The organism is Amycolatopsis sp. NPDC005003, assembly GCF_053600695.1.
Map to the genome: position 1 here is coordinate 111,889 of NZ_JBSGAI010000012.1, position 21,312 is coordinate 133,200.

At 72.5% G+C, this 21,312-nt stretch carries 21 protein-coding genes; 7 read left to right on the forward strand and 14 right to left on the reverse strand.

The window, feature by feature from the left end; genetic code table 11:
• The first annotated feature begins 101 nt into the window (after positions 1-101).
• Complete coding sequence (locus tag ACWED2_RS16465; protein WP_449691307.1) at positions 102-701, forward strand: LysE/ArgO family amino acid transporter; 600 nt, start codon at positions 102-104, stop codon at positions 699-701.
• Here the strand turns inward: ACWED2_RS16465 and ACWED2_RS16470 are convergent, their stop codons facing one another.
• The 8 genes from ACWED2_RS16470 to ACWED2_RS16505 all read right to left on the reverse strand — a co-directional run bounded on the left by ACWED2_RS16470 (position 702) and on the right by ACWED2_RS16505 (position 6,240).
• A complete protein-coding gene (locus ACWED2_RS16470; RefSeq protein WP_449691308.1) occupies positions 702-1,181 on the reverse strand; it encodes a methylated-DNA--[protein]-cysteine S-methyltransferase in 480 nt (159 codons plus the stop codon).
• Complete coding sequence (locus ACWED2_RS16475) at positions 1,181-1,552, reverse strand: hypothetical protein (protein WP_449691309.1); 372 nt, start codon at positions 1,550-1,552, stop codon at positions 1,181-1,183. Before ACWED2_RS16475 ends, ACWED2_RS16470 begins: the two co-directional genes overlap by 1 nt.
• Entirely contained in the window at positions 1,549-2,262 is a 714-nt protein-coding gene (locus ACWED2_RS16480) for a 2OG-Fe(II) oxygenase (RefSeq protein WP_449691310.1), read from the reverse strand. Before ACWED2_RS16480 ends, ACWED2_RS16475 begins: the two co-directional genes overlap by 4 nt.
• Positions 2,263-2,401: 139 nt before the next feature.
• A complete protein-coding gene (locus tag ACWED2_RS16485; protein ID WP_449691311.1) occupies positions 2,402-2,995 on the reverse strand; it encodes a methylated-DNA--[protein]-cysteine S-methyltransferase in 594 nt (197 codons plus the stop codon).
• Complete coding sequence (locus tag ACWED2_RS16490; RefSeq protein WP_449691312.1) at positions 2,992-3,468, reverse strand: RNA polymerase sigma factor; 477 nt, start codon at positions 3,466-3,468, stop codon at positions 2,992-2,994. Before ACWED2_RS16490 ends, ACWED2_RS16485 begins: the two co-directional genes overlap by 4 nt.
• 35 nt (positions 3,469-3,503) lie before the next feature.
• The gene (locus ACWED2_RS16495) at positions 3,504-4,268 is read right to left on the reverse strand and encodes a putative protein N(5)-glutamine methyltransferase (protein ID WP_449691313.1); all 765 of its coding nucleotides are present in this window, start codon (positions 4,266-4,268) and stop codon (positions 3,504-3,506) included.
• A gap of 12 nt (positions 4,269-4,280) precedes the next feature.
• Complete coding sequence (locus ACWED2_RS16500; RefSeq protein WP_449691314.1) at positions 4,281-4,781, reverse strand: L,D-transpeptidase; 501 nt, start codon at positions 4,779-4,781, stop codon at positions 4,281-4,283.
• Positions 4,782-4,875: 94 nt separating this feature from the next.
• Positions 4,876-6,240 (reverse strand): APC family permease, encoded by a 1,365-nt coding sequence (locus ACWED2_RS16505; RefSeq protein WP_449691315.1) that lies wholly within the window; start codon positions 6,238-6,240, stop codon positions 4,876-4,878.
• A gap of 170 nt (positions 6,241-6,410) precedes the next feature.
• Here ACWED2_RS16505 and ACWED2_RS16510 point away from each other — a divergent pair, with 170 nt between their 5' ends.
• Positions 6,411-6,905 (forward strand): Lrp/AsnC family transcriptional regulator, encoded by a 495-nt coding sequence (locus tag ACWED2_RS16510; protein WP_449691316.1) that lies wholly within the window; start codon positions 6,411-6,413, stop codon positions 6,903-6,905.
• Positions 6,906-7,022: 117 nt separating this feature from the next.
• Positions 7,023-8,393 carry an aspartate aminotransferase family protein gene (locus ACWED2_RS16515; RefSeq protein ID WP_449691317.1) on the forward strand — a complete coding sequence of 457 codons (1,371 nt, stop codon included), beginning with the start codon at positions 7,023-7,025 and terminating at the stop codon, positions 8,391-8,393.
• A 2-nt stretch (positions 8,394-8,395) separates the two neighbouring features.
• Here the strand turns inward: ACWED2_RS16515 and ACWED2_RS16520 are convergent, their stop codons facing one another.
• The 4 genes from ACWED2_RS16520 to ACWED2_RS16535 are packed head-to-tail and all read right to left on the reverse strand — an operon-like array spanning position 8,396 to position 11,862.
• On the reverse strand, positions 8,396-8,875 hold the full coding sequence (locus tag ACWED2_RS16520) for an SRPBCC family protein (RefSeq protein WP_449691318.1): 480 nt from the start codon (positions 8,873-8,875) through the stop codon (positions 8,396-8,398).
• Positions 8,876-8,886: 11 nt separating this feature from the next.
• A complete protein-coding gene (locus ACWED2_RS16525; protein ID WP_449691319.1) occupies positions 8,887-10,251 on the reverse strand; it encodes a flavin monoamine oxidase family protein in 1,365 nt (454 codons plus the stop codon).
• A complete protein-coding gene (locus tag ACWED2_RS16530) occupies positions 10,238-11,191 on the reverse strand; it encodes a carbohydrate kinase family protein (RefSeq protein ID WP_449691320.1) in 954 nt (317 codons plus the stop codon). Before ACWED2_RS16530 ends, ACWED2_RS16525 begins: the two co-directional genes overlap by 14 nt.
• Positions 11,192-11,208: 17 nt before the next feature.
• Entirely contained in the window at positions 11,209-11,862 is a 654-nt protein-coding gene (locus ACWED2_RS16535) for a class II aldolase/adducin family protein (protein ID WP_449691321.1), read from the reverse strand.
• Between the two features lie 89 nt (positions 11,863-11,951).
• On the opposite strand from ACWED2_RS16535, the gene ACWED2_RS16540 reads away from it, so the two are divergent.
• On the forward strand, positions 11,952-12,716 hold the full coding sequence (locus ACWED2_RS16540; protein ID WP_449691322.1) for an SDR family NAD(P)-dependent oxidoreductase: 765 nt from the start codon (positions 11,952-11,954) through the stop codon (positions 12,714-12,716).
• A 53-nt stretch (positions 12,717-12,769) separates the two neighbouring features.
• On the opposite strand, the gene ACWED2_RS16545 is transcribed toward ACWED2_RS16540, so the two are convergent.
• Positions 12,770-14,692 (reverse strand): putative Ig domain-containing protein, encoded by a 1,923-nt coding sequence (locus ACWED2_RS16545; RefSeq protein WP_449691323.1) that lies wholly within the window; start codon positions 14,690-14,692, stop codon positions 12,770-12,772.
• A gap of 331 nt (positions 14,693-15,023) precedes the next feature.
• Between ACWED2_RS16545 and ACWED2_RS16550 the strand changes: the two genes are divergently transcribed.
• Complete coding sequence (locus ACWED2_RS16550; protein ID WP_449691324.1) at positions 15,024-16,019, forward strand: permease; 996 nt, start codon at positions 15,024-15,026, stop codon at positions 16,017-16,019.
• Entirely contained in the window at positions 16,016-16,705 is a 690-nt protein-coding gene (locus ACWED2_RS16555) for a TIGR03943 family putative permease subunit (protein WP_449691325.1), read from the forward strand. Before ACWED2_RS16550 ends, ACWED2_RS16555 begins: the two co-directional genes overlap by 4 nt.
• Before the next feature lie 14 nt (positions 16,706-16,719).
• Here ACWED2_RS16555 and ACWED2_RS16560 read toward each other — a convergent pair whose 3' ends face one another.
• Positions 16,720-17,721 carry an ABC transporter substrate-binding protein gene (locus ACWED2_RS16560; protein ID WP_449691326.1) on the reverse strand — a complete coding sequence of 334 codons (1,002 nt, stop codon included), beginning with the start codon at positions 17,719-17,721 and terminating at the stop codon, positions 16,720-16,722.
• Positions 17,722-18,460: 739 nt separating this feature from the next.
• Between ACWED2_RS16560 and ACWED2_RS16565 the strand changes: the two genes are divergently transcribed.
• Positions 18,461-21,292 (forward strand): helix-turn-helix transcriptional regulator, encoded by a 2,832-nt coding sequence (locus ACWED2_RS16565; RefSeq protein ID WP_449691327.1) that lies wholly within the window; start codon positions 18,461-18,463, stop codon positions 21,290-21,292.
• Positions 21,293-21,312 lie beyond the last annotated feature (20 nt).

Below are 21,312 nucleotides of genomic sequence, written 5' to 3' on the forward strand. Positions count from 1 at the left end.
TTGCGTCGCGCCGTCGAGCGCCAGATCGAACATCACGAACGCTAATGTTGCGTAAGAATCTTTAGCTGGAGTAACGCGCTGCTCGGTCATAGCGTTGCGGGGTGCTTCCTCTCCTCCTGGCCGGCTTCGGTACCGGACTGTCGCTGATCGTGGCCATCGGCTCGCAGAACGCCTTTCTGCTCCAGCAAGGCCTGCGTGGTGGTGTGGTGGCTCCGCTCGTCGTCATCTGTGCGGTGTCCGATCTGGTGCTGATCGGGCTGGGGGTCAGCGGGGTGGGGGCCGTGCTGGAGCGGTGGCCGGCTGCTGTTGGGGTTGTGGCCGTTGGGGGTGGGGTGTTTCTGCTCGGGTACGGGGTGTTTGCCGCCCGGCGGGCTTTGAAGCCTTCCGGGATGGTTGTCGGGGAGGAACGGATCTCGCTGCGGAATGCCGTTCTGGCCTGTGTTGCCTTCACCTGGCTCAATCCGCACGTCTACCTCGACACCGTTCTGCTGCTCGGCTCCGTTGCCGTTGCCCATGGGGATGGGCGGTGGGTGTTCGGGGTCGGTGCCGGGGTGGCCAGTGCCGTCTGGTTCAGTGCGCTCGGGTTCGGGGCGCGACGGCTCGCCGGGGTGTTCGCGAAACCCGTGGCGTGGCGAGTGCTGGACGTTGTGATCGCCGTGACCATGACGGGGCTGGGGATCGGCCTGCTGCTCGGCGGGTGATCACCACAGGGTCGAAGCCGGTGGGCGCTCCAAGTCCAGGAGGAATTGCTTGCGCTTGATCCCGCCTGCGTAGCCGGTCAGCTTTCCGCCTTTGCCGACCACGCGGTGGCAGGCCACCAGGATGCTCAGCGGGTTGCGGCCCACTGCCGCGCCGACCTCGTGTGGCAACGCCTTCAAAGAGCGCGCGAGGTCGCCGTACGTTGCCGTTGTGCCGTAGGGGATCGACGCGATCTCGCCCCACACCGCGCGGTCGAAGTCGGGGCCTGCCGCGCGCATCGGGACGTCGAACGCGGTGCGTTGGCCGGCGAAGTACTCCTTCAGTTGCCGGGCCGCTTCGGGGAACGCCGTGTCGTCGCGCTCGCCGAACGTGGTGCGGTCCGGGCGGGGCCAGTGGTTCGGGAAGTACAGGCCGGTCACGACGTCGTCGGTGCCGGCCAGCGTCAGTTCGCCGATCGGGGAATCGAGTACCGCGTGCTTCATCAGGTCTCCCAAGTCGTGCCGTCCGGGTGGACGCCGCGCAGGCCGGGGATCGGGTCGCCGGCCGGCGCCGAGGTGGCGAATGTTCGTCGGGGACTCCAGGACGTCGAGAGCAGCAGACGCCGCGCCATGCCCGCCCAGCCCGCCGGCGTGGCGCTGACCACCCACGCGTCCGGCTCCGGTGCCGCGAAGCGGCGGGCTTGGCGCAGCCACGACGCCGCCGTCTCGGGCCAGGTCACCGTCGCCAGCACCAAGCCGCCCCAGGCCTCCGCGATCCGCTGGGCGTCCGCCCGGGAGGACGCGTCCGTGCCGATCACGATGTGCCGGGCCCGGCCGATCAGGGCCAGCAGCGCTTCGAGTTCGAGCGAAGTCATGCCGCGTCGTGGAACACGAGGCCGAGCGTGTGGCGGCGGCCCGAACGGACCACCGACACGCCGTGGCGGACCGGGGCCGCCGACCAGCCGCGGGCCGAACGGACCGGCCTGTCGCGGGTGGTGAACACCAGGCCGTGGCCCTGCGGGATGAGTGTGGCCGTGGCGCGGGACTGCGCGCGTGGCCGCTGCTCCACCAGCAGGAACTCGCCGCCCGTGTGGTCGGTGCCCGGGGCGTTGAGGTTGATCACCACCTGCAGCGGGAACACCTTGTCGCCGTAGAGATCGCGGTGCAGCGCGTTCCAGCCGCCCGTCTCGTAGCGCAGCAGGATCGGGGTCGGACGCTGCTGGCCGGCGGCGTGGCAGACCGCCAGCCATTCGTCCAGGGTGGACGGCCACTCGGCCTCGCGGCCGAGGCGCGCGGACCAGTCCTGCGCGATCGGCAGCAGCCTCGGGTAGAGCGCCTGCCGGAGCCGCTGCACCGGGGCCGGGAACGGCGAGGCGAAGTAGTGGTAGTCGCCGTTGTCGCCGAAGCGGTGGCGGCGCAGGTTCACCGTCGCCCGGAAGTGGGATGGCTGGTCCCACAGCGCGACGAGACGTGCGCACTCGGCCGGGGTGAGCAGCTGCGGCAGGAGCGCGCAGCCGTAGTCGTCGACTTCCGCGGCCACCGCGGCCCAGTCGGCCGTGGCGACGCGTTCTTCGAACGTCGTCATGGTGCCTCCACGGTCGGCCGGACTCGGGTGGGGTGCTTGCTGCCGCCGTGCGAGCAGCCGGATCGGACGGCTCGGCGGCAGGGCGGGAGTGCGGAGCCGTTGTTGTGGACGGCCGTGGCGACGCGTTCTTCGTGCGTTTTCACGCCGCCTCCATCGTCAGGAGGAGGCGCTTGGCCTGCTCGCCGCCGGCGTACTGGCCGTACGAGCCGTCGGAGCGGACCACCCGGTGGCACGGGAGCACCACCGGCAGCGGGTTGAGCGCGCAGGCCGTGCCGACCGCGCGGACCGCCTTCGGGCTCCCGGCCGCCGCCGCGACCTGGGCGTAGCTTTCCGTGTTGCCGTAGGCGATCTCGGCCAGGTGTGCCAGCACGGCCCGGCGGAATCCCCGGGCCAGCCGGAGGTCCAGCGGGACGTCGAAGGTGTGCCGCTCGCCGGTGAAGTACTCGTCGAGCTGGCGGGTGACCTCCTCGAACCGGGACGGGGCCCGCAGGATCCGCGGGCTGATCGCCGTCGCCAGGCCGGCCAGCACGGCTTCGTGGTCTTGGCGGTCGAAGGCCACCTTGACCAGGCCCTGCTCCGTCGCCGCCAGCAGCAGCGGGCCGACCGGGGAGTCGACCGTGTGGTACGCGACGTCCAGCAGGCCCTCGCGAGCAGCGTCGGCGACGAGCCGCTCGTGCAGCACCCTCGAATCGAGCAGGGCCTCGTTGCCGGAGAACTGGAACATGTCGATCATGAGCGCACTCCTTCCAGGGGGTAGCAGGCCCGCAGCGTCTTGACGCCGTCGGCGGCCGCGCGGCGGGCGGCCTCGGCGGTGCCGCCGGTGATCTCGGCGATTTCGCGGTACGGGAGCCCGCCCAGGTAGTGGTAGGCGACCGCGAGGCGTTGCTTCTCCGGCAACCTCGCCAGCGCGTCCCACAGCTCGCCGTTCCACGCCTCCGCCCGGCCGGGCCGGTCCGGCAGGTCCTCGACCGGGATCGGGCCGCGGGCCTGCGCTCGGGTGACGTCGACGGCCTTCCGGTGCGCGATCGTGACCAGCCACGCTTGGACGTTCGCCCCGGCGGGCAGCTCCGGGTACGCCTTCAACGCCGCCAGGAAGGTTTCCGACCAGGCGTCTTCGGCGTCGGCAGGCCCGAGCACGGCCCGGCAGACCCGGAGGACCATCGGCCCGTGCTCGGTGACGACTTGCTCGAACGGTTTCGCGATCACATCAGGTAGACGTCCGGGAGGGCCGGAACGTGAGGTCACGATTTCGCGGTACCGGTCACGACCGTCGCCCCCAGGTCGTCGCAGGAGCGCACACGCGGCGACAACCCCGCGGCAACAAGGATTTCCGCGAGCACCGGCGCCTGCCGCTCGCTCGATTCGATCAGCAGCGTCCCACCCGGAGCGAGCCACTCCGGCGCACCGGCGGCGACCCGCCGGGCGAGGTCGAGGCCGTCCGCGCCGCCGTCGAGCGCCACCAGCGGCTCGTGCAGACGCGCTTCCGGCGGCATCGTCGCGACCGCGTCCGAAGGCACGTACGGCACGTTCGCCAGGAGCACGGAGACCCGGCCGCGCAGGGACGACGGCAGCGCGTCGTAGAGATCGCCCCGGTGCACGCGGGCGTCGGGGAGGTTCAGCCGTGCGCACTCGACCGCGGCGGGCTCGACGTCGGAGGCGTGCAGCTCACGCGGCCGGAGCGCCGCGGCGAACGCGGCACCCAGCGCCCCGGAGCCGCAGCACAGGTCGACCACCACCGGGTCCGGCGGAGCGAGCGAGACGGCCACGTCGACCAGGTACCCGGTGCGGTGCCGCGGCACGAACACCCCGGGCCGCACGGTGACGCGCAGGCCGTGGAACTCCGCCCAGCCCAGCAGGTGTTCCAGCGGCAGCCCGGCGACCCGGCGCTCCACGAGCGCGCCGAGTTCCGCGGGGGTCGTGGCCGCGGCGACGAGGAGGTCGGCCTCGTCCTCGGCGAACACGCAGCCCGCGGCGCGCAGCCGGGAGACGACGGTGGAAGTGTCCAACGAGGAGGAAGCCTACAAGACCTGCACCGCGTCACCGACGTTCAGCCCGTCGAAGAACGCCGCCGAATCGGCGTCGGTCAGGTGGACGCAGCCGTGCGAAGGCGCGTCGAGCGGACCGGCGTGGAAGGCGATGCCGCCGGCGGCGAAGAACACCGAGTTGGGCATGTCGGTGCCGTACTCGCTGCTGCGGTGTTCGCGGTCCTTCCACACGACGTGGAACGACCCGGCGGGCGTCGCCTGGTCGGGCGGCCCGAACCCGGCTGGGACCGGGCCGAGCACCACCCGGCCGTCCCGCAGCAGCCAGGCCAGCCGCTGCGCCAGGCTCACGCAGGCGCCGGTCGTGACCGCGCACGGCGGCGCCGGCGGAGGGGGTGGCGGAGCGGTGGTGACCGGCGTGGCCCGAGGGGTGGTGGTCAGCGGCGCCGGCTCGGCGATCGGGCTCGGCGTGGTGGTGCGCGGCGCCGAGCAGGCCGCCGCGACCAGCACCGTGCCGAGCAGGAGCACCATGCGCATCCGAAGTCCCCTCGCCGAAGAACCTGCCGGGGATCAATACGGGTGACCGGCCCCGAAGGTTGAGCGCGGGAGGATTACCCCGATCGAGTGGTGGCTATTCCTGCGGCACCGTGACCACCCAGTGCCCGGGACGCCGGCGCAGGTACCCCCACCAGTACAGCGCCGACACGACCAGCACCCCGGCGGTGATGCCGAGGTCGAGCGCCTTCTGCTCGACCAGGACGTAGGCCAGCGCCGCGACGGCGAGCGCGGGGACGAGCGGCCAGGCCGGCATCCGCCAGACGTGCGGCTTCCGGTGCGCCGCCCGGCGGGCGCCGAGCGCGGCGGCCGCGACGCTCAGGTAGAGCGCGACGACGGCGACCCCGGTGACGCCGCTCAGCGTGTCCACCGGCACGAAGCAGAGGACGGCTTCGGACAGCCCGGTCACCAGCGTGGCCACCCACGGCGAGCCGAACCGCTCGCTCACCACGCTCATCGCGCGGTTGACCGGCGTCGGCCAGGCCCGGTCGCGCGCGGAGGCGTACAGCACGCGCGAGTTCTGGATGACCATGACGATCACCGCGTTGACGATCGCCGCCGCGATGCACAGGCTGATCGCCACCCCGACCGCGCTGCCGCTCCAGCCCGTGACCAGCGCGGTCAGGTCGACGCCCGCGAGCGCGGCGGTGTCCGGCACGGCCAGGGTGATCGCCACGACCGGCACCAGGATGACGACCGCGCTGATGCCGAGCGTCCAGAACACCGTCCGCGCGACGGTCCGCCGCGGCTCCCGCATCTCCTCGGCCAGGTAGACGGCGGTGCTGAAGCCCTGCGTCACGAACAACGCGACGGCGAGCCCGGTGACGACGGCGATCAGCCCGATCCCGCTCGTGCCGAGGGCCGGCTTCACCAGCACTTCGGGGCTCTGCGTGGTGTGGGTGAAGCCGAGCAGCGACACGACGAAGATCGCGGCGATCTCGATGACCAGGAAGATCCCGGTGATCCAGGCGTTGGAGCGCAGGTTCAGCAGCCCCATCACGGTGCCGGCGAGCATGACGAGCGCGCCGGCCACCGCCGGGCTGACGTCGACGACGGCGGCGAGGTAGTCGGCGACGCCGATCGCGATGATCGGCGGCACCACGAGGATGACGACGAACGACAGCATGAACGTCAGCCAGCCGGCGAACCGGTTCGCCACCGTCGTCACCATGGCGTACTCGCCGCCGGCGCTCGGCACCAGCGTCCCGAGCTCGGAGTAGCAGAAGGCGATCCCGACGCAGAGCAGCACCGCCAGGGCGATGGCGAGCGCGGTGCCGGTGCCGAGGTCGGCGAACAGCCCGGGCACGAGGACGAACAGGGACGACGCCGGCGTCACGCAGCTGAGGGTCAGCAGCGTGCCGCCGCCGACGCCGATGGACCGGCTGAGCGTGCGGGCCTTCGCGGGGGTGGCGACGTCAGGCAGGGCGGGCGTACGGGGCACGGGCGTTCCCTCCGGCCGGGAGCAGGGTGCGACGGATGGAACAGCACCGATTCGGTGTTGTCAACGCGCCTTTGACGACTGAAATCGTTGTCTGAAGCGGCTAGGTCATTCGGATCCGGTCACTCATCGTCACGGCGTGGCGGGTTTGCCTGGCGTCGCCCGCGTCGGGGATGATCCGGGGCGTGAGCAGCCAGGACACCGCCGGCCGGCCCGCCCCGCCGGTGCTCGACGACATTTCGCGGCAGATCATCGCGCAGCTGCAGGAGGACGGGCGGCGCGCGTACGCGACGATCGGCAAGGCCGTCGGCCTGTCCGAGGCGGCGGTCCGGCAGCGGGTGCAGCGGCTGTCCGACTCCGGCGTCATCCAGATCGTCGCCGTCTCGGATCCCTTGCAGGTCGGGCTGTTCCGGCAGGCGATGATCGCGATCACCGTCGACGGCCCGCTGGAACCGGTCGGTGACGCACTGGCCGAGCTCGACGAGATCGCCTACGTGATCCTCTGCGCCGGACGCTACGACCTGCTCTGCGAGGCCGTCTGCGCCGACGACGAGGCGCTGCTCCAGCTGATCTCGACGCGGATCCGCGCCCTCCCCGGCGTCCGGCACGCGGAGGTGATGGTCTACCTCAAGCTGCGGAAACAGACCTACCAGTGGGGCACTCGCTGACCGTGACGACTAAATCCGAAGGTTGTTGCCGGAAACAGATCATTAATTAGTCGTTCAAGTTGGTCTGGACGACTGAATCGCTTGCGCTGGACGGCTGGCGCATGCGATAACCGGGGTATGACCGCTACCGCCGCTGACCTCGCGCAGGCCGCTCGCCGCAACCTGTGGATGCACTTCACCCGCCACTCCGCCTACGACGAGACCGACGTCCCGGTGATCGTGCGCGGCGAAGGCCCCTACATCTGGGACGCCCGGGGCAAGCGCTACCTGGACGGGCTCGCCGGGCTGTTCGCCGTGCAGGTCGGCCACGGCCGCGAGGAACTCGCCGAGGCCGCGGCGCGGCAGACCAAGCAGCTCGCGTACTTCCCGCTGTGGGGGCACGCGCACCCGACGGCGATCGAGCTGGCTTCGCGGCTGGCCGACGCGTCGCCCGGCGACCTGAACCGCGTGTTCTTCACCGTGAGCGGGGGAGAGTCGGTCGAGACGGCGTGGAAGCTGGCCAAGCAGTACTTCAAGCTGGCCGGGAAACCGGGCAAGCACAAGGTGATCAGCCGCGCGCTGGCCTACCACGGGACGTCGCAGGGTGCGCTGTCGATCACCGGCATCCCGGGCGCGAAGGCGGACTTCGAGCCGCTGGTGCCGAGCTCCCTGCGGGTGCCGAACACGAACTTCTACCGCGCGCCCGAGCACGCCGACGACTACGAGGCGTACGGCCGCTGGGCCGCCGACCGGATCGAGCAGGCGATCGAGTTCGAGGGCGCGGACACCGTCGCCGCGGTGTTCCTGGAGCCGGTGCAGAACACGGGCGGGTGTTTCGTGCCGCCGCCGGGGTACTTCGCGCGGGTGCGCGAGATCTGCGACAAGCACGACGTGCTGCTGGTCTCCGACGAAGTGATCTGCGCCTTCGGCCGGGTGGGGTACGACTTCGCGGCCAAGCGGTACGGCTACCAGCCGGACATCATCACCACCGCGAAGGGGCTGACTTCCGGGTACGCGCCGCTGGGTGCGGTGCTGGCTTCGGAGCGGTTGATGGAGCCGTTCACCCGGGGCGAGACGACGTTCATGCACGGCTCCACCTACGGCGGGCACCCGGTTTCGTGCGCGGTCGCGCTGGCGAACCTCGACCTGATGGAGCGGGAGGACCTCTACGGCCACGTGCTGCGGCAGGAGGACGCTTTCCGGTCCACTTTGGACCGTTTGGCGGACCTGCCGATCGTCGGGGACGTCCGGGGCGCCGGCTTCTTCTACGGAATCGAGCTGGTGAAGGACAAGGCGACCAAGGAAACGTTCTCGGCCGACGAGTCGGAGCGGGTCCTGCGGGGGTTCCTGTCCGAGGCGCTGTTCGAGGGCGGGTTGTACTGCCGGGCCGACGACCGCGCCGAGCCGGTGGTGCAGCTGTCGCCGCCGCTGGTGTGCGACCAGGCGCAGTTCGACGAGATGGAGCAGATCCTGCGGGACGCGCTGACGCAGGCGTGGAAGCTGCTGTAGGGCTACGGACGCACCCCCTCGGCGAGGACGACGTCGGCGAGGTTGTCCATCGCCCGGGTCAGGTCGGAGCGCAGCCCCGCGGCGACGACGCGGTGGACCAGCGGCCCGAGCGGCCCGAGGCCGAGGCGGTACCGGACGGCGTAGGTCATCAACGTGCTTTCGCTGCCGTCGCCGCGGGTGATCGGCTCGAACTCGAACACGTTGGTCAGGTCCCGCAGCGGCGCGAAGCCGACGCCGGTGTCGACGCGGCGGGTGAGCGGCTCGATCTCGCGGACCGTCCAGGTCGACCGGGTGGTCAGCGGGCCGAGGGACTTGTTGCGCTCGCGGTAGGTCTTGCCGATCTCCGCGGTGCCGTGGTGGTCGGTCACCGCCAGGACGGTCGGGACCCACTCGGCGTAGCGGTGCGTCGCGGAGATCACCTCCCACACGCGCCGCACCGGGTGCGGGATGAGCGCCTGCTCGGAAACGGTGTATTCGCGCATCGTCGTCCCCTCTACTCGTGGGCGAGGACGGCGCGGGCGGCGGTTTCGCCGGAGCGGACCGCACCGTCCAGGTAGCCGTTCCAGTGGTCGGAATGCTCGGCGCCGGCCCAGTGCACCCGGCCGAACGGGCGGTCGCGCCAGTGACCGAGCTCGGTGAGGACGCCGGGGCCGACGACGGAGGTGGGGCCGCCGCGGGTCCACTCCTCGGTGGTCCAGTCCTGCTCGAAGTATTCGACGGGCCGCAGGGCGGCCTTCCCGACGACGGTGGCGAAGGCCCGGAGGACGGCGGCGCGCCGCTCGCGGGGCGGCCGGGGTGCCCAGGCGTGCCACTGGGGCCCGCCGAGGAAGCCCATGAGGACACCGGGGCCGCCGTCGGGCGGGGTGTTGTCGAACATCGAGCAGATCGTCGACCCGCGCCGGAACACGCCCTGGCCGCTGAGCCCGTCCGCCCGCCAGAACGGTTCGGGGTAAACGGCTTCGCACTTCATCAGCGCCCCGAAGGTCATCCGGGAGAACAGGGCGTCCTGCTGCGGCGGCAGCAACGGCCGCCAGTCGATCCGCGCGGCCAGCACCGGCGGCACGGCGACCACGACCCGCCGGGCACGCCAGGTGTCCACATCGGACCGCACGGTGACCGCGGACCCGTCCTGCTCGATCGCGCGCACCGGCGCCCCGAGCACTACGCGGCCGTCCAGCTCGTCGGCGAGCCGCTGGGAGATCAGCTGGGAGCCGCCGGCGAACCGGCTCTCCTGCGCCCCGCCGGCCACCGCGAAGCCGCGCTCGAGCGTGCCGGGGGTGACTTCGTTGCCGAACGTGGCGATGTACCAAAGGCTGTAGAGCAGCGAGGCGTCGGCCGCCGAGCCGCCGTAGGCCGAGCCGAGGAGCACGTTGACCAGGTCGAGGGCGCCGGAGCCCGCCGTGGTGCGGCGGATCCAGCTCTCGAAGGTCATGCCGTCCCACTGGCGGGCCTTCGGGGCCCGCCAGGGCGCGTCGACGGGGATTTCCTTGACGAGCTGGTCGATCCGGCGCATCGCCACGCCGAGATCGGGCAGCGCGAGCAGGTCCGGCGGGATGTCGCCGTGGTACCGGCGGGTCCGCGTGCCGCTGACGTAGACCGAGGCGCCCTGGTCGTAGGCGGGGAAGGTGCCGACGCCGACCTGCTTCGCCAGCGCGAGGACGTGGCCCTGGGTGGGGCCGGCGAACTGCCCGCCCGCCTCCACCACCTTGCCGCCGCCGAGGTCGTGGTTGAGGGTGCGGCCGCCGACCCGGTCGCGGGCTTCCAGGACGACGACGTCCCGGCCGGCCGCGGTCAGCTCGCGGGCGGTGGTGAGGCCGGCCAGGCCCGCGCCGACGACGACGACGTCAGTGCGGCGCATCGGCGCTCTCCAGCGTGGGCGCGGTGGCGGCGAAGGCGTCCGCGGCGGCCAGGTCGAACTCGCCGTGGTCGCTGCCGAGCCCCTGGGCGACCAGTGCCGCGGCGGCGGAGCCGAGCACGGCCGCGTCCCGCGGGGTGCGGCCGAGGCCGATGCCGCGGAGGAAGCCGGCGGAGAACGCGTCGCCGCAGCCGGTGGTGTCGACGACGTCGACCGCGAACGCGGGCACGGCGACCACGTCGTCGGCCGTGATCACCAGCGCTCCGCGGGCGTCCCGGGTGACGGCGACGCAGCCGACGCCCTGGCCGATCAGCGTGCGGGCGCCGTCCTCGAGGGTCTCGGCGCCGGTCAGCCCGAGGACCTGCTGCTCGTTGGGCAGCAGATAGTCCAGGTGGGGCAGCGCGGACGCGATCCAGGCCAGGATGCCGGGGTCGCCGGGGGCGAGCAGGTCGGCCGAGGTGACCACGCCGGCCGCCCGGGCGGGGGCGAGGATCTTCGCGGCGTTCTCCCCGCCCATCAGCTCGGGTGCGCCGAGGTGGAGGTGGGTGGCCCGGGCGACCTCGGCGCCGGCGATGTCGTCCGGCCCGTAGGTGAGGTTGGCGCCGGGGACGTGGAAGGCCGGCCGGCTGCCGTCCGGGCGGATCGGCAGTACCGACGCCGAGGTCTGCACCTCCGCGCGGCGGACCACCAGCGAGGTGTCGATGCCGAACTTGGCCAGCATGGCCAGCAGCAGGTCGCCGATCGGGTCGGTGCCGATCGCGCCGGCGGTGCGCACGGACGCACCGAGCTTGGCCAGGGTCAGCGCGGTGCCGGCCGCGGTCCCGGCCGGACCGAACCGGATCTGCTCCACCAGGGCCGCGCCCTGCCCGTCCGGGATGGCTTCGACCGGCCGGACCTGCACGTCGAACACGTGCGCGCCGAGCGTGATCACCGTTTGCGTCACAGATCCTCCTCGATCCGTCAGGTGCGGCCGTAGCCGTGCCGCAGGGCGGCTTCGATCACCGCGGTCTGCTGGGCGGTGTCCAGCACGCGGGGGGTGCCGATGGCCGCGGCGTTCCGGTAGAGCTCGCAGGCCCACTCGAGCAGCAGGGCGTTGTCCACCGCCGCCTTCAACGTGGGGCCGTGCACGACGGCGCCGTGGTTGGCCATCAGCGCCGCCGTCTTGCCTTCCAGCGCGGTCCACACGTGCTCGGCCAGCTCGTCGCTGCCGAAGACGGCGAACGGCGCGACCCGCACGGCCCCGCCCAGCAGGAGCTGCTGGTAGTGCACGCACGGGAGTTCGTCGAGCACGAGGGACACCGCGGTCGCCTGCGGCGAGTGCGTGTGCACCACCGCACCGGTGCTCCAGCGGCGGTAGATCCCCAGGTGCAGCTCCAGTTCCGACGTCGGCGCGAGCTCGCCGGCGACGACGGTCCCGTCGAGGTCGACGACGGTGACGTCCTCCGGCGTGGCCCGCCCGAGCACGACGCCGGTCGCGGTCACCGCGACGTGCTCGCCGGCCCGCACGCTCACGTTGCCGGAGGCGCCGATCAGCAGCCCGGCCGCGGCCAGGTCGTGGCAAGCCGCGACCACGGCCTGCCGCTCGGCCTGCAGGAGCCCTGTCCCTGGTGTCATCGGCTCAGCGTAGGCTAAACATGAAACAAAGTCACGTTCAGGTTTTTCGGAACCGGGGCTGATCATCGGATCCGGCACGAGGGAGCGGGATGGCGAAACTGGTGAACCGGACGATCCTGGTCGTCGGGGCGTCCTCGGGCATCGGCGCCCAGGTGGCCCGCGACCTCGCCGGCCACGGCAACCGGGTGGCCGTGGTGGCCCGGCGGGCGGCGGAGCTCGCGGCCGTGGCCGCCGACGTCCGCGCGGCGGGGAGCCCCTGCCTCGACCTCGTGGCCGACGCCCTCGACCCCGCGGCCGCGGCCGCGGTGGTGCGGCGGGTGGTGGCGGAGTTCGGCGCGGTGGACATCGCGCTGCTCAACGTGGGCCAGGGGCCGGACATGGCCATGGCCGAGGTCGGGGTCGAGGACGTCGCCCGGGTGATGGCGCTGAACTACGACGTCACGGTGAACTACCTCGTCCCGCTCATCGCGCAGCTGCGCCGGCAGGGCGGCGGCCTGATCGCCCAGACGAATTCGCTGGCCGGGCTGATGGGCATTCCGCGGCAAGGCCCGTATTCGGCCGCGAAGGCCGCGGTGCGCACGCTGATCGACGCGGCCCGGGTCGAGCTGGCGCCGGAGGGAATCCGCTTCACCTCGCTGTACCCCGGCTTCGTGGCCACCGCGCGCGTCCGGGCCGACGGGCTGCCGAAGCCCTTCCAGATCAGCGAGCGGCAGGCGGCCCGGCACGTGGTCCGGGCGCTGCGGCGGGAACCCGCCCACGCGGCCTTCCCGTGGACGACGTCCGCGCTGGTCCGCGTGCTGCGGGCGCTGCCGGCCCCGGTCTCCGGCGCGGTGCTGAGAAAACTGGCCGGCTGACACCCGCTCGGCGCCGGGAGGGCCACCCGCGGGCGGCCTTCCCGGCGCCTTGTTCAGCTCACCGTCAGCGCGGTGTCGTCGAGGCAGAACGACGTCTGCAGCGACGAGTCCTCGGTGCCGGTGAAGGTCAGCGTCACCGTCTGCCCGGCGAACGCCGAGACGTCGACCGTGCGCTGCTGGTAGCCGGTGCCCTTGTCGAGGTTGGAATACGTCGCCAGCGTCGTCGGACCCGCCTTGACCGTCAGCTTGTCGTACTGCGTCGACGTCGTGGTCTCGGCCGTGTCCACGTGCAGGGAGTAGCTGAGCGACGCGTGGCAGCCCGCCGGGATCGTGACCGACTGCGAAAGCGTGTCCGTGTGCGCGCTGCCGTAGCCGTCGAGGTAGGCGAAGTACGTCCCGGAACGCGGGGTCTCACCGCCGGTGGCCGTGGTGATCACGCCGCTGGTCGCGGTCCAGGCCGTGGCGCCGCTTTCGAAGCCCGGGTTGGCCAGCTTCTGGCCCGCGCAGCTGCCGCCGCCCGAGGAGGTGACGGTCCACGAGAACGCCGTGCTGCCGGTGGCGCCCGAAGAGTCCTTCGCCGTCGCGGTCACCGAGTACGTTCCCGCCGTTGCCGGCGTCCCGGAGATCAGGCCGGACGCGCTGATCGACAGCCCGGCGGGCAACCCGGTGGCGGTCCAGGTGTAGCCGCCGCTGCCGCCGGACGCCGACAGCTGCAGGCTCGCCGCCGTTCCGACGGCTCCGGTCTGGCTGCCCGGGTTCGCCGCCGTGACGCCGCCGGATGTCGGGCCGGCCGTGAACGCCGCGGTGCCGTTCGGGGTGCCGAGCCCGGTCGGGCCGTCCCAGCCCGCACCCGCCTTGCACTGCACCGCCGTCGAGCAGCTGCCGTTGCTGCCCGAGGTGACGTCGTTGAGGCTGCCGGCGTGGGCGTACGGGTAGGCGGCGGGCGTGTCGGACGCGCCGGGCGTGCCGGCGAGCGCGTAGACCGAGGCGATGATCGGCGAGGACGCGCTGGTCCCGCCGTAGACGGCCCAGCCGCTGCCGCCGTAGGTCTGGTAGACCGCCACACCGGTCTGCGGGTCGGCGACCGCGGAGACGTCGGCGTTGGCGCGCTTGCCGCAGCCCGTCGTGACGTTCTGGAACGCCGGCTTGGCCACGCTGGTCGAGCAGCCGCTGCCCGCGCCGCTCCAGGCCGTTTCGGTCCAGCCGCGGGTGCCGCCGCCCTGGGTGAGCGACGTGCCGCCGACCGCGGTGACGTACTGCGACGACGCCGGGTAGCTGATGCCGTAGCCGTTGTCGCCGGTGCTCGCGGTGATCGCGACGCCGGGGTGGTGGAAGTAGCTGGTGTCGTAACCCGGTTCGCTGCCGTCCTCACCGCCGCCGTAGCTGTTGGAGACGTACTTGGCGCCCAGCGAGACGGCGGTGTTCACCGCGGTGCCGAGGTCGGCCATGCTCGCCTGGTCCGCTTCGACGAGCAGGATGTGGCAGCCGGGGCAGATCGCCGAGACCATGTCGACGTCGAGGGAGATCTCGCCGGCCCAGCCGCTGTCGGCGGCCGGCAGCGGACTGGCCTGCCCGTTCTCGTTGACCTTCTTGAAACAGCCGTTCGCCGTCGTGCAGGCGGGCAGGCCGTAGGTCGACCGGTAGGTGGCGAGGTCGGCTTCGGCGTCGGGATCGTCGTTGGAGTCCACAATGGCCACTGTCGCCGACGCGCTGCCGCTCGCGGTGAGGTTGTACGCGGAGCGCAGCGAGGACGGGCCGAACCCGCTCGGCAGGGCGTCCGGCGCGAGGGCGGCGTGCATGGTGTCGGTCTGGCGTTCGGCGAAACACGTTGCCATACCGGGCTTCACGGCCTGGGCGCAGACGCGTGCGGTCGGGTGGACCGCCGCCGCGGAGGCGGGGAGCGCGGTGGCGGGCAGGGCGGGGACGGTCAAGGCCAAGGCCGCGAAACCGGCTACGGCGAGGACTCTTCGGCGCATGGATCACTCCTGGGAGAAGCTGCTGCGAAGTGGTGGGGCCCCATGGGTGTCCTGTTTATACAGTCCGCCGGCCGGTTCCGAAGGGGGGCGAAATGATCGGTGCCGGGCGCGCGGGCGGTGGTTGCGCCGAATGGCCCGCGGACCAACCGGCCAGGTCGTGCCGTTCACCGCCGATCGGGACGAATCGGCGGCGGCGTCCGTCCGACTTTCGTCGTGAACCGCCCGCGACTTTCGTCGGGGTGGCCGCGGTGACCCCCACCGAAGTGAACCGTACGGCCGTGCGGCCCGTATAGACGAACGGGTGTGGAGCGGAAGTACGGGAGACCAGCTGGTGACTGCCATCGAGGAACGCCGCCGGGAACCGGGCGAACAGCCGGGCTGGAACGTCGATCCCGTCCTCCTCCTGACGTTGGTCCTGTTGGTCGGCTTCGTGGCACAGGGCCCGGTTCGGCGGCTGCTGTCCACTCCGGTCATGCAGAGCTGGATGACGGTGTTCGTGGCGGTGGTCGTGCAGGCGCTGCCCTTCCTCGTCTTGGGTGTGCTGCTTTCGGCCGGGCTCGCGGTCTTCGTGCCGCCGTCGTTCTTCACGCGCGTGCTGCCGAAACGGCCGTCGCTGGCGGTGCCGGCCGCCGGGCTGGCCGGCGCGGTGCTGCCCGGCTGCGAATGCGCGTCGGTGCCGGTGGCCGGCGCGCTGGTGCGCGGCGGCGTGAGCCCGTCGGCCGCGGTGGCGTTCCTGCTGTCGGCGCCGGCGATCAACCCGGTGGTGCTGACGGCGACGGCGGTGGCGTTCCCCGGGCAGCCGCGGATGGTCGTCGCCCGGTTCGCCGCGAGTCTCGCGGCGTCGTGCGTGATGGGCTGGCTGTGGCAGCGGCTCGGCCGTCCGGACTGGCTGCGGCCCCGCGCGCACGACCACGGTGACGGCGGGACCAAGGGCGCGGCGTTCTGGGGATCGGTGCGCCACGACGTGCTGCACGCGGGCGGGTTCCTCGTCGGCGGTGCGATGGCCGCGGCGACGCTCAAGGCCGTGGTGCCCGCGGCCTGGCTGCACGCCGCGGCCGGCGATCCGGTCGTGGCCGTGCTCGCCCTGTCGGCCCTCGCGGTGCTGCTGTCCATCTGTTCGGAGGCCGACGCGTTCGTCGCCTCGTCGCTGACGCAGTTCTCGCCCACGGCGCGGCTGGCGTTCCTGGTGGTCGGCCCGATGATCGACCTCAAGCTGTTCGGCATGCAGGCCGCCACGTTCGGCCGCGGGTTCGCGCTGCGGTTCGCGCCGGCGACCTTCGTCGTGGCCGTGGTGGCCGCGGCCCTGACCGGGGCGGCGCTGCTGTGAACCGGACCGTGCAGGCGATCCTGCTGTTCCTCGTCGGCGGCGTCCTGCTCCACGCCGGCGTCACCGGGCTGTACCTGCGGTACGTCAAGGCCGGCCTGCAGCCGCTGGTGCTGGCCGCGGGCGCGGTGCTGGTGGTCGCGGCCGCCGCGACCGTCTGGTACGCGCGGCGGCGCCCGGGCGGGCACCCGGCGCCCCGCGTTTCGTGGCTGCTGGTGCTGCCGGTGTTCGCGCTGATCCTCGCCGCGCCCCCGGCGTTGGGTTCCTACAGCGCGATGCGCGCCGGCACGGCGGTGACGGCGCCGCGGATCCTCACCCCGCTCCCGGACGGCAATCCCGTCCGCCTCACGGTGATCGACTACGCGGACCGCGCGGTCTACGACCACGGCCGGTCCCTGGCCGGCCGGACCGTCACGATCACCGGGTTCGTGGCCTTCGACCACGGCGGCACACCGTACCTGGTCCGGATGCTCCTCAACTGCTGCGCGGCCGACGCCCAGCCGGTGAAGGTCGGCCTGAGCGGCCGGGTTCCGCCGGTGCTCCAACCGGATTCGTGGCTGGAGGTCACCGGCGGGTACACCGCCGAGCGGGCCACGGACCCGGTCAACGGCGGCGCCATCCCGTTCTTCGACGTCGGCCGGGCCCGGCCGGTGGCACCACCGGCCGACCCCTACGAAAGCCTCGGCTGACGGCCGTCACCCGGTCATCTGCCCGCCTGCGGGCCGATCATCGAGTTGACGTCGATCGGCGACGGGATGGCGCCGAGCTGCAGCAGCAGGTCCGGGACCCGTTGCAGGCGCCGGGAATCCAGGACCGAGCCGTAGCCGGGCAGGGTGAGCAGCTTGGCGGTGTCCTCGTCGATCTTGGCGAACCGCACCAGCAGCGGCTCGACCTTGGCGCGGTCGAACAGGGCGTCGTGGGTCGCCTTCTGCATCGCCCGCTGGAACGCGGCCAGCGTCTTCGGGTTCTCCTTCACCCACTTCCGCGTCGCGCCGTAGCCGGTGAGCGGGAAGTCCTGGGTCGCCCCGGAGTTGATGTCGATCACCGGGATCGCGCCGGCCGTCTTGGCGGCCTGCGTGATGTACGGCTCCGGCAGGTACGCGGCATCGGCCTCGCCCTGCTGCAACGCCGCGGCGATGTTGGGCAGCGCGATCAGCACCCATTTCACCTTGCTGAAATCGACGTTGTGGTCCTGCATGATCGAACGGGTGAGAAGGTCCGACGCGGTGTTCTTGGCCGTGATGGCGATCTTCGCGGTGGCCAGGTCGGTGATTGTTTTGACCGGCGAATTCGGGACCGTGACGATCGCGTTGGACTTCGCGTTGACCGAAGTCGCGTCGGCGACCAGCTGCATGTCGGCGGCGCCGGAGCTGCGGGCAGTGAAGAACGGCGGGTAGGTCGAGAACGCGATGTCGACGTCGCCCGAGATCGACTTCGTCAACGAGGCCTGGCCGCTGGCGGCGATGACGGACTCGACGGTGAGGCCCTCGGCCCGGAAGTAGCCTTCGTCCTGGGCGAGCCAGAACGGGGCGAGGTCGGTGGTGGGCAGGATCGAAACCTTCAGCGTCGGCTTCTCCGGCCCGCCGCCGCCCGACGAGGCGCTGGAGCCGGTGGCGCCGAGTGCGCCGCAACCGGTTACGACCGTGACGACCGCGAGCGCGAGCGCAGCACGAACACGGGCACTGTTCCTGACTATTCCGAACAAGGTCTTGCTCCTCGAGGGAGATGACAGTTGAGGTACCGGCTCCAAGGAAGGTCCGTGATTCACTCCCCGGCGTCAGGCGGGCCACTGTAGGGACCCCGCCGGCCCTTGACAATGCGTGATGGCGCCGGATCCGGTATTTCACCAGAATGGCCGCATGAATACTAGATCGACGATCTTGCCGCGCTGTCGATCGCCACGTCACTCGGCGCGAGGCTCGACGAAGGTGTCCGCCGAGTGCGAAAAACGTGGCCCGAGGGCACCCGGCAAGGCGGAAAACAACGGATCGGCCGCCATATCCAGGACGGCGAACCGGGTGTAGTTGCTTCCCGGAAATGACACGGGTCCGCGGGTATTCGCCGAGTTGTCTGCGAAGGCAGGTATTGGTGCGCGGGCCGTCGAACTCGTCGACACCCCAGCCCTGCTGACGGAGAGTAGCCGGAGGCGGAAGGCGTTTCCTTCCGTGGATGCGGCGTCGATCCGGCTGCGCCGCAACGCATTCGTCCCGTCCTGGACCGCCGGACCCGGTGCTTGTCCGGGTGCGCGGAGCCGGCCGCGGGGCGCGGGCGACTGGCGGGAGATCGCCCGGAGCCGGGTGCGTGAATCACGGCCGGATCACGAATCGGTGCGGTTGCCGAATGGGAGGTTTCCCCGCCGGGAACGGGCGATCACCGGCCGTCGTTCCGCGGTGGCCAACCGCGCCTCTTGTTGGATAACCGGTTTTACTTCTAAAATCCCCGGTGTGCGCCCGCTTACGGAGGGTACCGAGCTGCTGGTCGGCCGGGACAGCGAGCTGTCCCGGCTGGTGGCTTGGATCCGGGACGTCGCCGCGGGTCGCGGCCGCGCCGTCCTGGTCGACGGCGAGCCCGGGATAGGCAAGTCGGCGCTGGTCCGGTCCGCCTGCGCGGCCGCCACCGATGCGGGCTGCCAGGTGTTCTGGGGCGCCGGCGACGAACTCGGGCAGGCCCTGCCGCTGCTGCCGCTCCTGGACGCGCTGGAGATCACGCCGGTCACGCGGGATCCCCGTCGTGACGCCGTTTCCGAGCTGCTGGGCGGCGGAGCCGTGGCGGGCAAGGGGGCCGACCTCGCCGCCGCGGCCGCCGAACAGCTGATCGCGCTGGTGGACCAGCTCTGCCAGGACGGCCCGGCGGTGCTGGTCGTCGACGAGCTGCAGTGGGCCGACAGCACGACGGTGGCGGTGTGGAGCCGGCTCGCCCGCTCGGTCCGGCAGCTCCCGCTGCTGCTGATCGGCGTGCTGCGCCCGGTTCCGCGCCGCGACGACCTGCGCTCGCTCTTCCGGATCGTCCGGCCCGCCGAGCGGCTGCGGCTGGGCAGGCTCGCCGAACCGGCGGTGCTCGAACTGGTGGCCGCGCTGGCCGGCGGCAAGCCGGGCGCCCGGCTGGAGGAGCTGGCCGCCGGGGCGGCCGGGAATCCGTTGTACCTCACCGAACTCCTCGACGCGCTGACCAGGAGCTCGTGCCTGGAGGTCGACCCCGCGGGCATCGCGGAGCTGACCGGCGCGGCCACGCCGGACTCCCTGCCGGAGGCGATCGCGGACCGGCTCGGCTTCCTCACGGAGCCGGCGCGGGAAGTGCTGCGGACGGCGGCGCTGCTCGGGGTCGGCTTCTCGGTCGCGGACCTGATGACCGTCACGAACTCCTCGCTCGCCGAGCTGCTGCCCGCCCTCGACGAGGCCCGCGCCGCCGGCGTGCTGGTGGCGGCGGGCGACGACCTGGAGTTCCGGCACCCGTTGATCCGCACGGCGCTGTACGACGAAATGCCGACGGCGGTCCGGGTCGCCTGGCACCAGTCCGCCGCCTTGGCGCTGGCCGAGGCGAGCGCCCCGGTCGAGCGGGTGGCGCGGCAGCTGCTGCCCATGGTGTCCACAACGGACACTCGCATGCCGGTCCCGGACTGGGCCGTGCGATGGCTGCTGAAGGTGGCCATGCCGTTGATCGGCCAGGCACCCGTGGCCGCCGTCGCGCTGCTGCGCCGGGCGGTGCGGGACGCGCCGCTCGACGACGCGGTGACCGGCGCGCTGGCCTGCCGGCTGGCCGACGCCTACTACCGGGTGGGCAACGTGGCCCAGGCCGAGCGGATCGCCCTGCGCGCCTTGGACCGCGTCCGCGACCCCGACGTGCGCGTCGACCTGCACACGACACTCGTGCAGAGCCGCGGGACGGCCGGCCGCGCCGCAGAGTCGCTGCCCGCGCTCAACGAGGCGCTGAACCAGCCGGGGCTCGAGGCCCGGCACCGGGCCCGGCTGCTGGTGCTCATCGCGCGGATCCGGCGCGTCCTCGGCGAAGTCGACTCCGCGGGCCGGGCCGCTTCCGCGGCGCTGGCCGAGCTCGGCTCGGACGAGGACCGCTGGGCGACGGGCTGGGCGCTGCACGTGCTGAGCCAGGGCTCGATGGCGCGCGGCGAGTGGGCTGCCGCGCTGCCGCTGTTCGAGCGCGCGATCGCCGTCGTGCGCGGCGATCCGACGTTGATCGAGCTCACCCTGCTGCTGCGGATCAACCAGTCGGTCACCTACGGCGCGCTCGACCGGTACGCCGACGCGCTCACCGCCGCCGGGCAGGCGCGCGAGCTGGCCGAGCGCACCGGCAGCGAGGCCCGGCTGACCCAGGTCCAGAGCGCGATCGGGCAGCTGATGCTGGGTGCCGGCCGGTGGGACGACGCGCTGGCCGAGGTGGACGTCGTGCCGGACGACCAGAAGGACCCGGGCGTGGTGTGCTGCGACCACGGCGTCGCCGCGATCATCCACCTCCACCGCGACGAGACGGCCGCGGCCCAGCACCACCTCGACGTCGCCGCGCGGCATTCGGAACAGGCCGGCGACGAGGTGGTGGAATCCCTGGTCCGGGCCCGCAGCCTCGCCTTCGAGCACGCCGGCGCGCCGGAGCGGGCGCTCGCCGTGCTGACCGCCGTGCCGGCCGGCGAAGACGCGGGGGAGGAGCGGCTGGGCGACGCGACCCGGCTGGCGATGGCCATCGGCGATGTGCGGACGGCGGCCGAGATCGAGGCGCGGGCGCGCGGGATCGCCGCCGAATCCGCCGTGCCGCACCGCCGCGCGCTGGCCCTGTACTGCCGGGGCCTGCTCGAGCGCGACGGGACGATGCTGCTGCGAGCCGCCGACGGCTACGCCGACGCGGGCCGCCCGCTGTCCCGGGCCAAGGCCCTGGAAGCGGCCGCGATCGCCTTCGCCGAAGCCCGCGTCGAAGACCGTGGTTCGGCACGGGCCGCTTTCATCCACGCCATCGACCTCTACGCGGAACTGGACGCGCAATGGGACGTGGCGCGGCTGCGCGCCCTGTTCCGGGCACTCGGCATCCGCCGCGGGCCGAAGGTGAAGCACCGCCAGGCCACGCACGGCTGGGACAGCCTCACCCCGACCGAGGGCCGGATCGCCGCGCTGGTGGTCGAAGGCATGTCGAACCCGCAGATCGCGGCCCGCCTGTACCTGTCCCCGCGGACGGTCGGCACCCACGTCTCGCACATCCTGACCAAGCTGGGGGTGCATTCGCGCATCGACATCGCGCGGGAAGCGGCCCGGCACCAGTCCGCCTCCGGCTGAGCCGCGCCCCCGTACGAGCC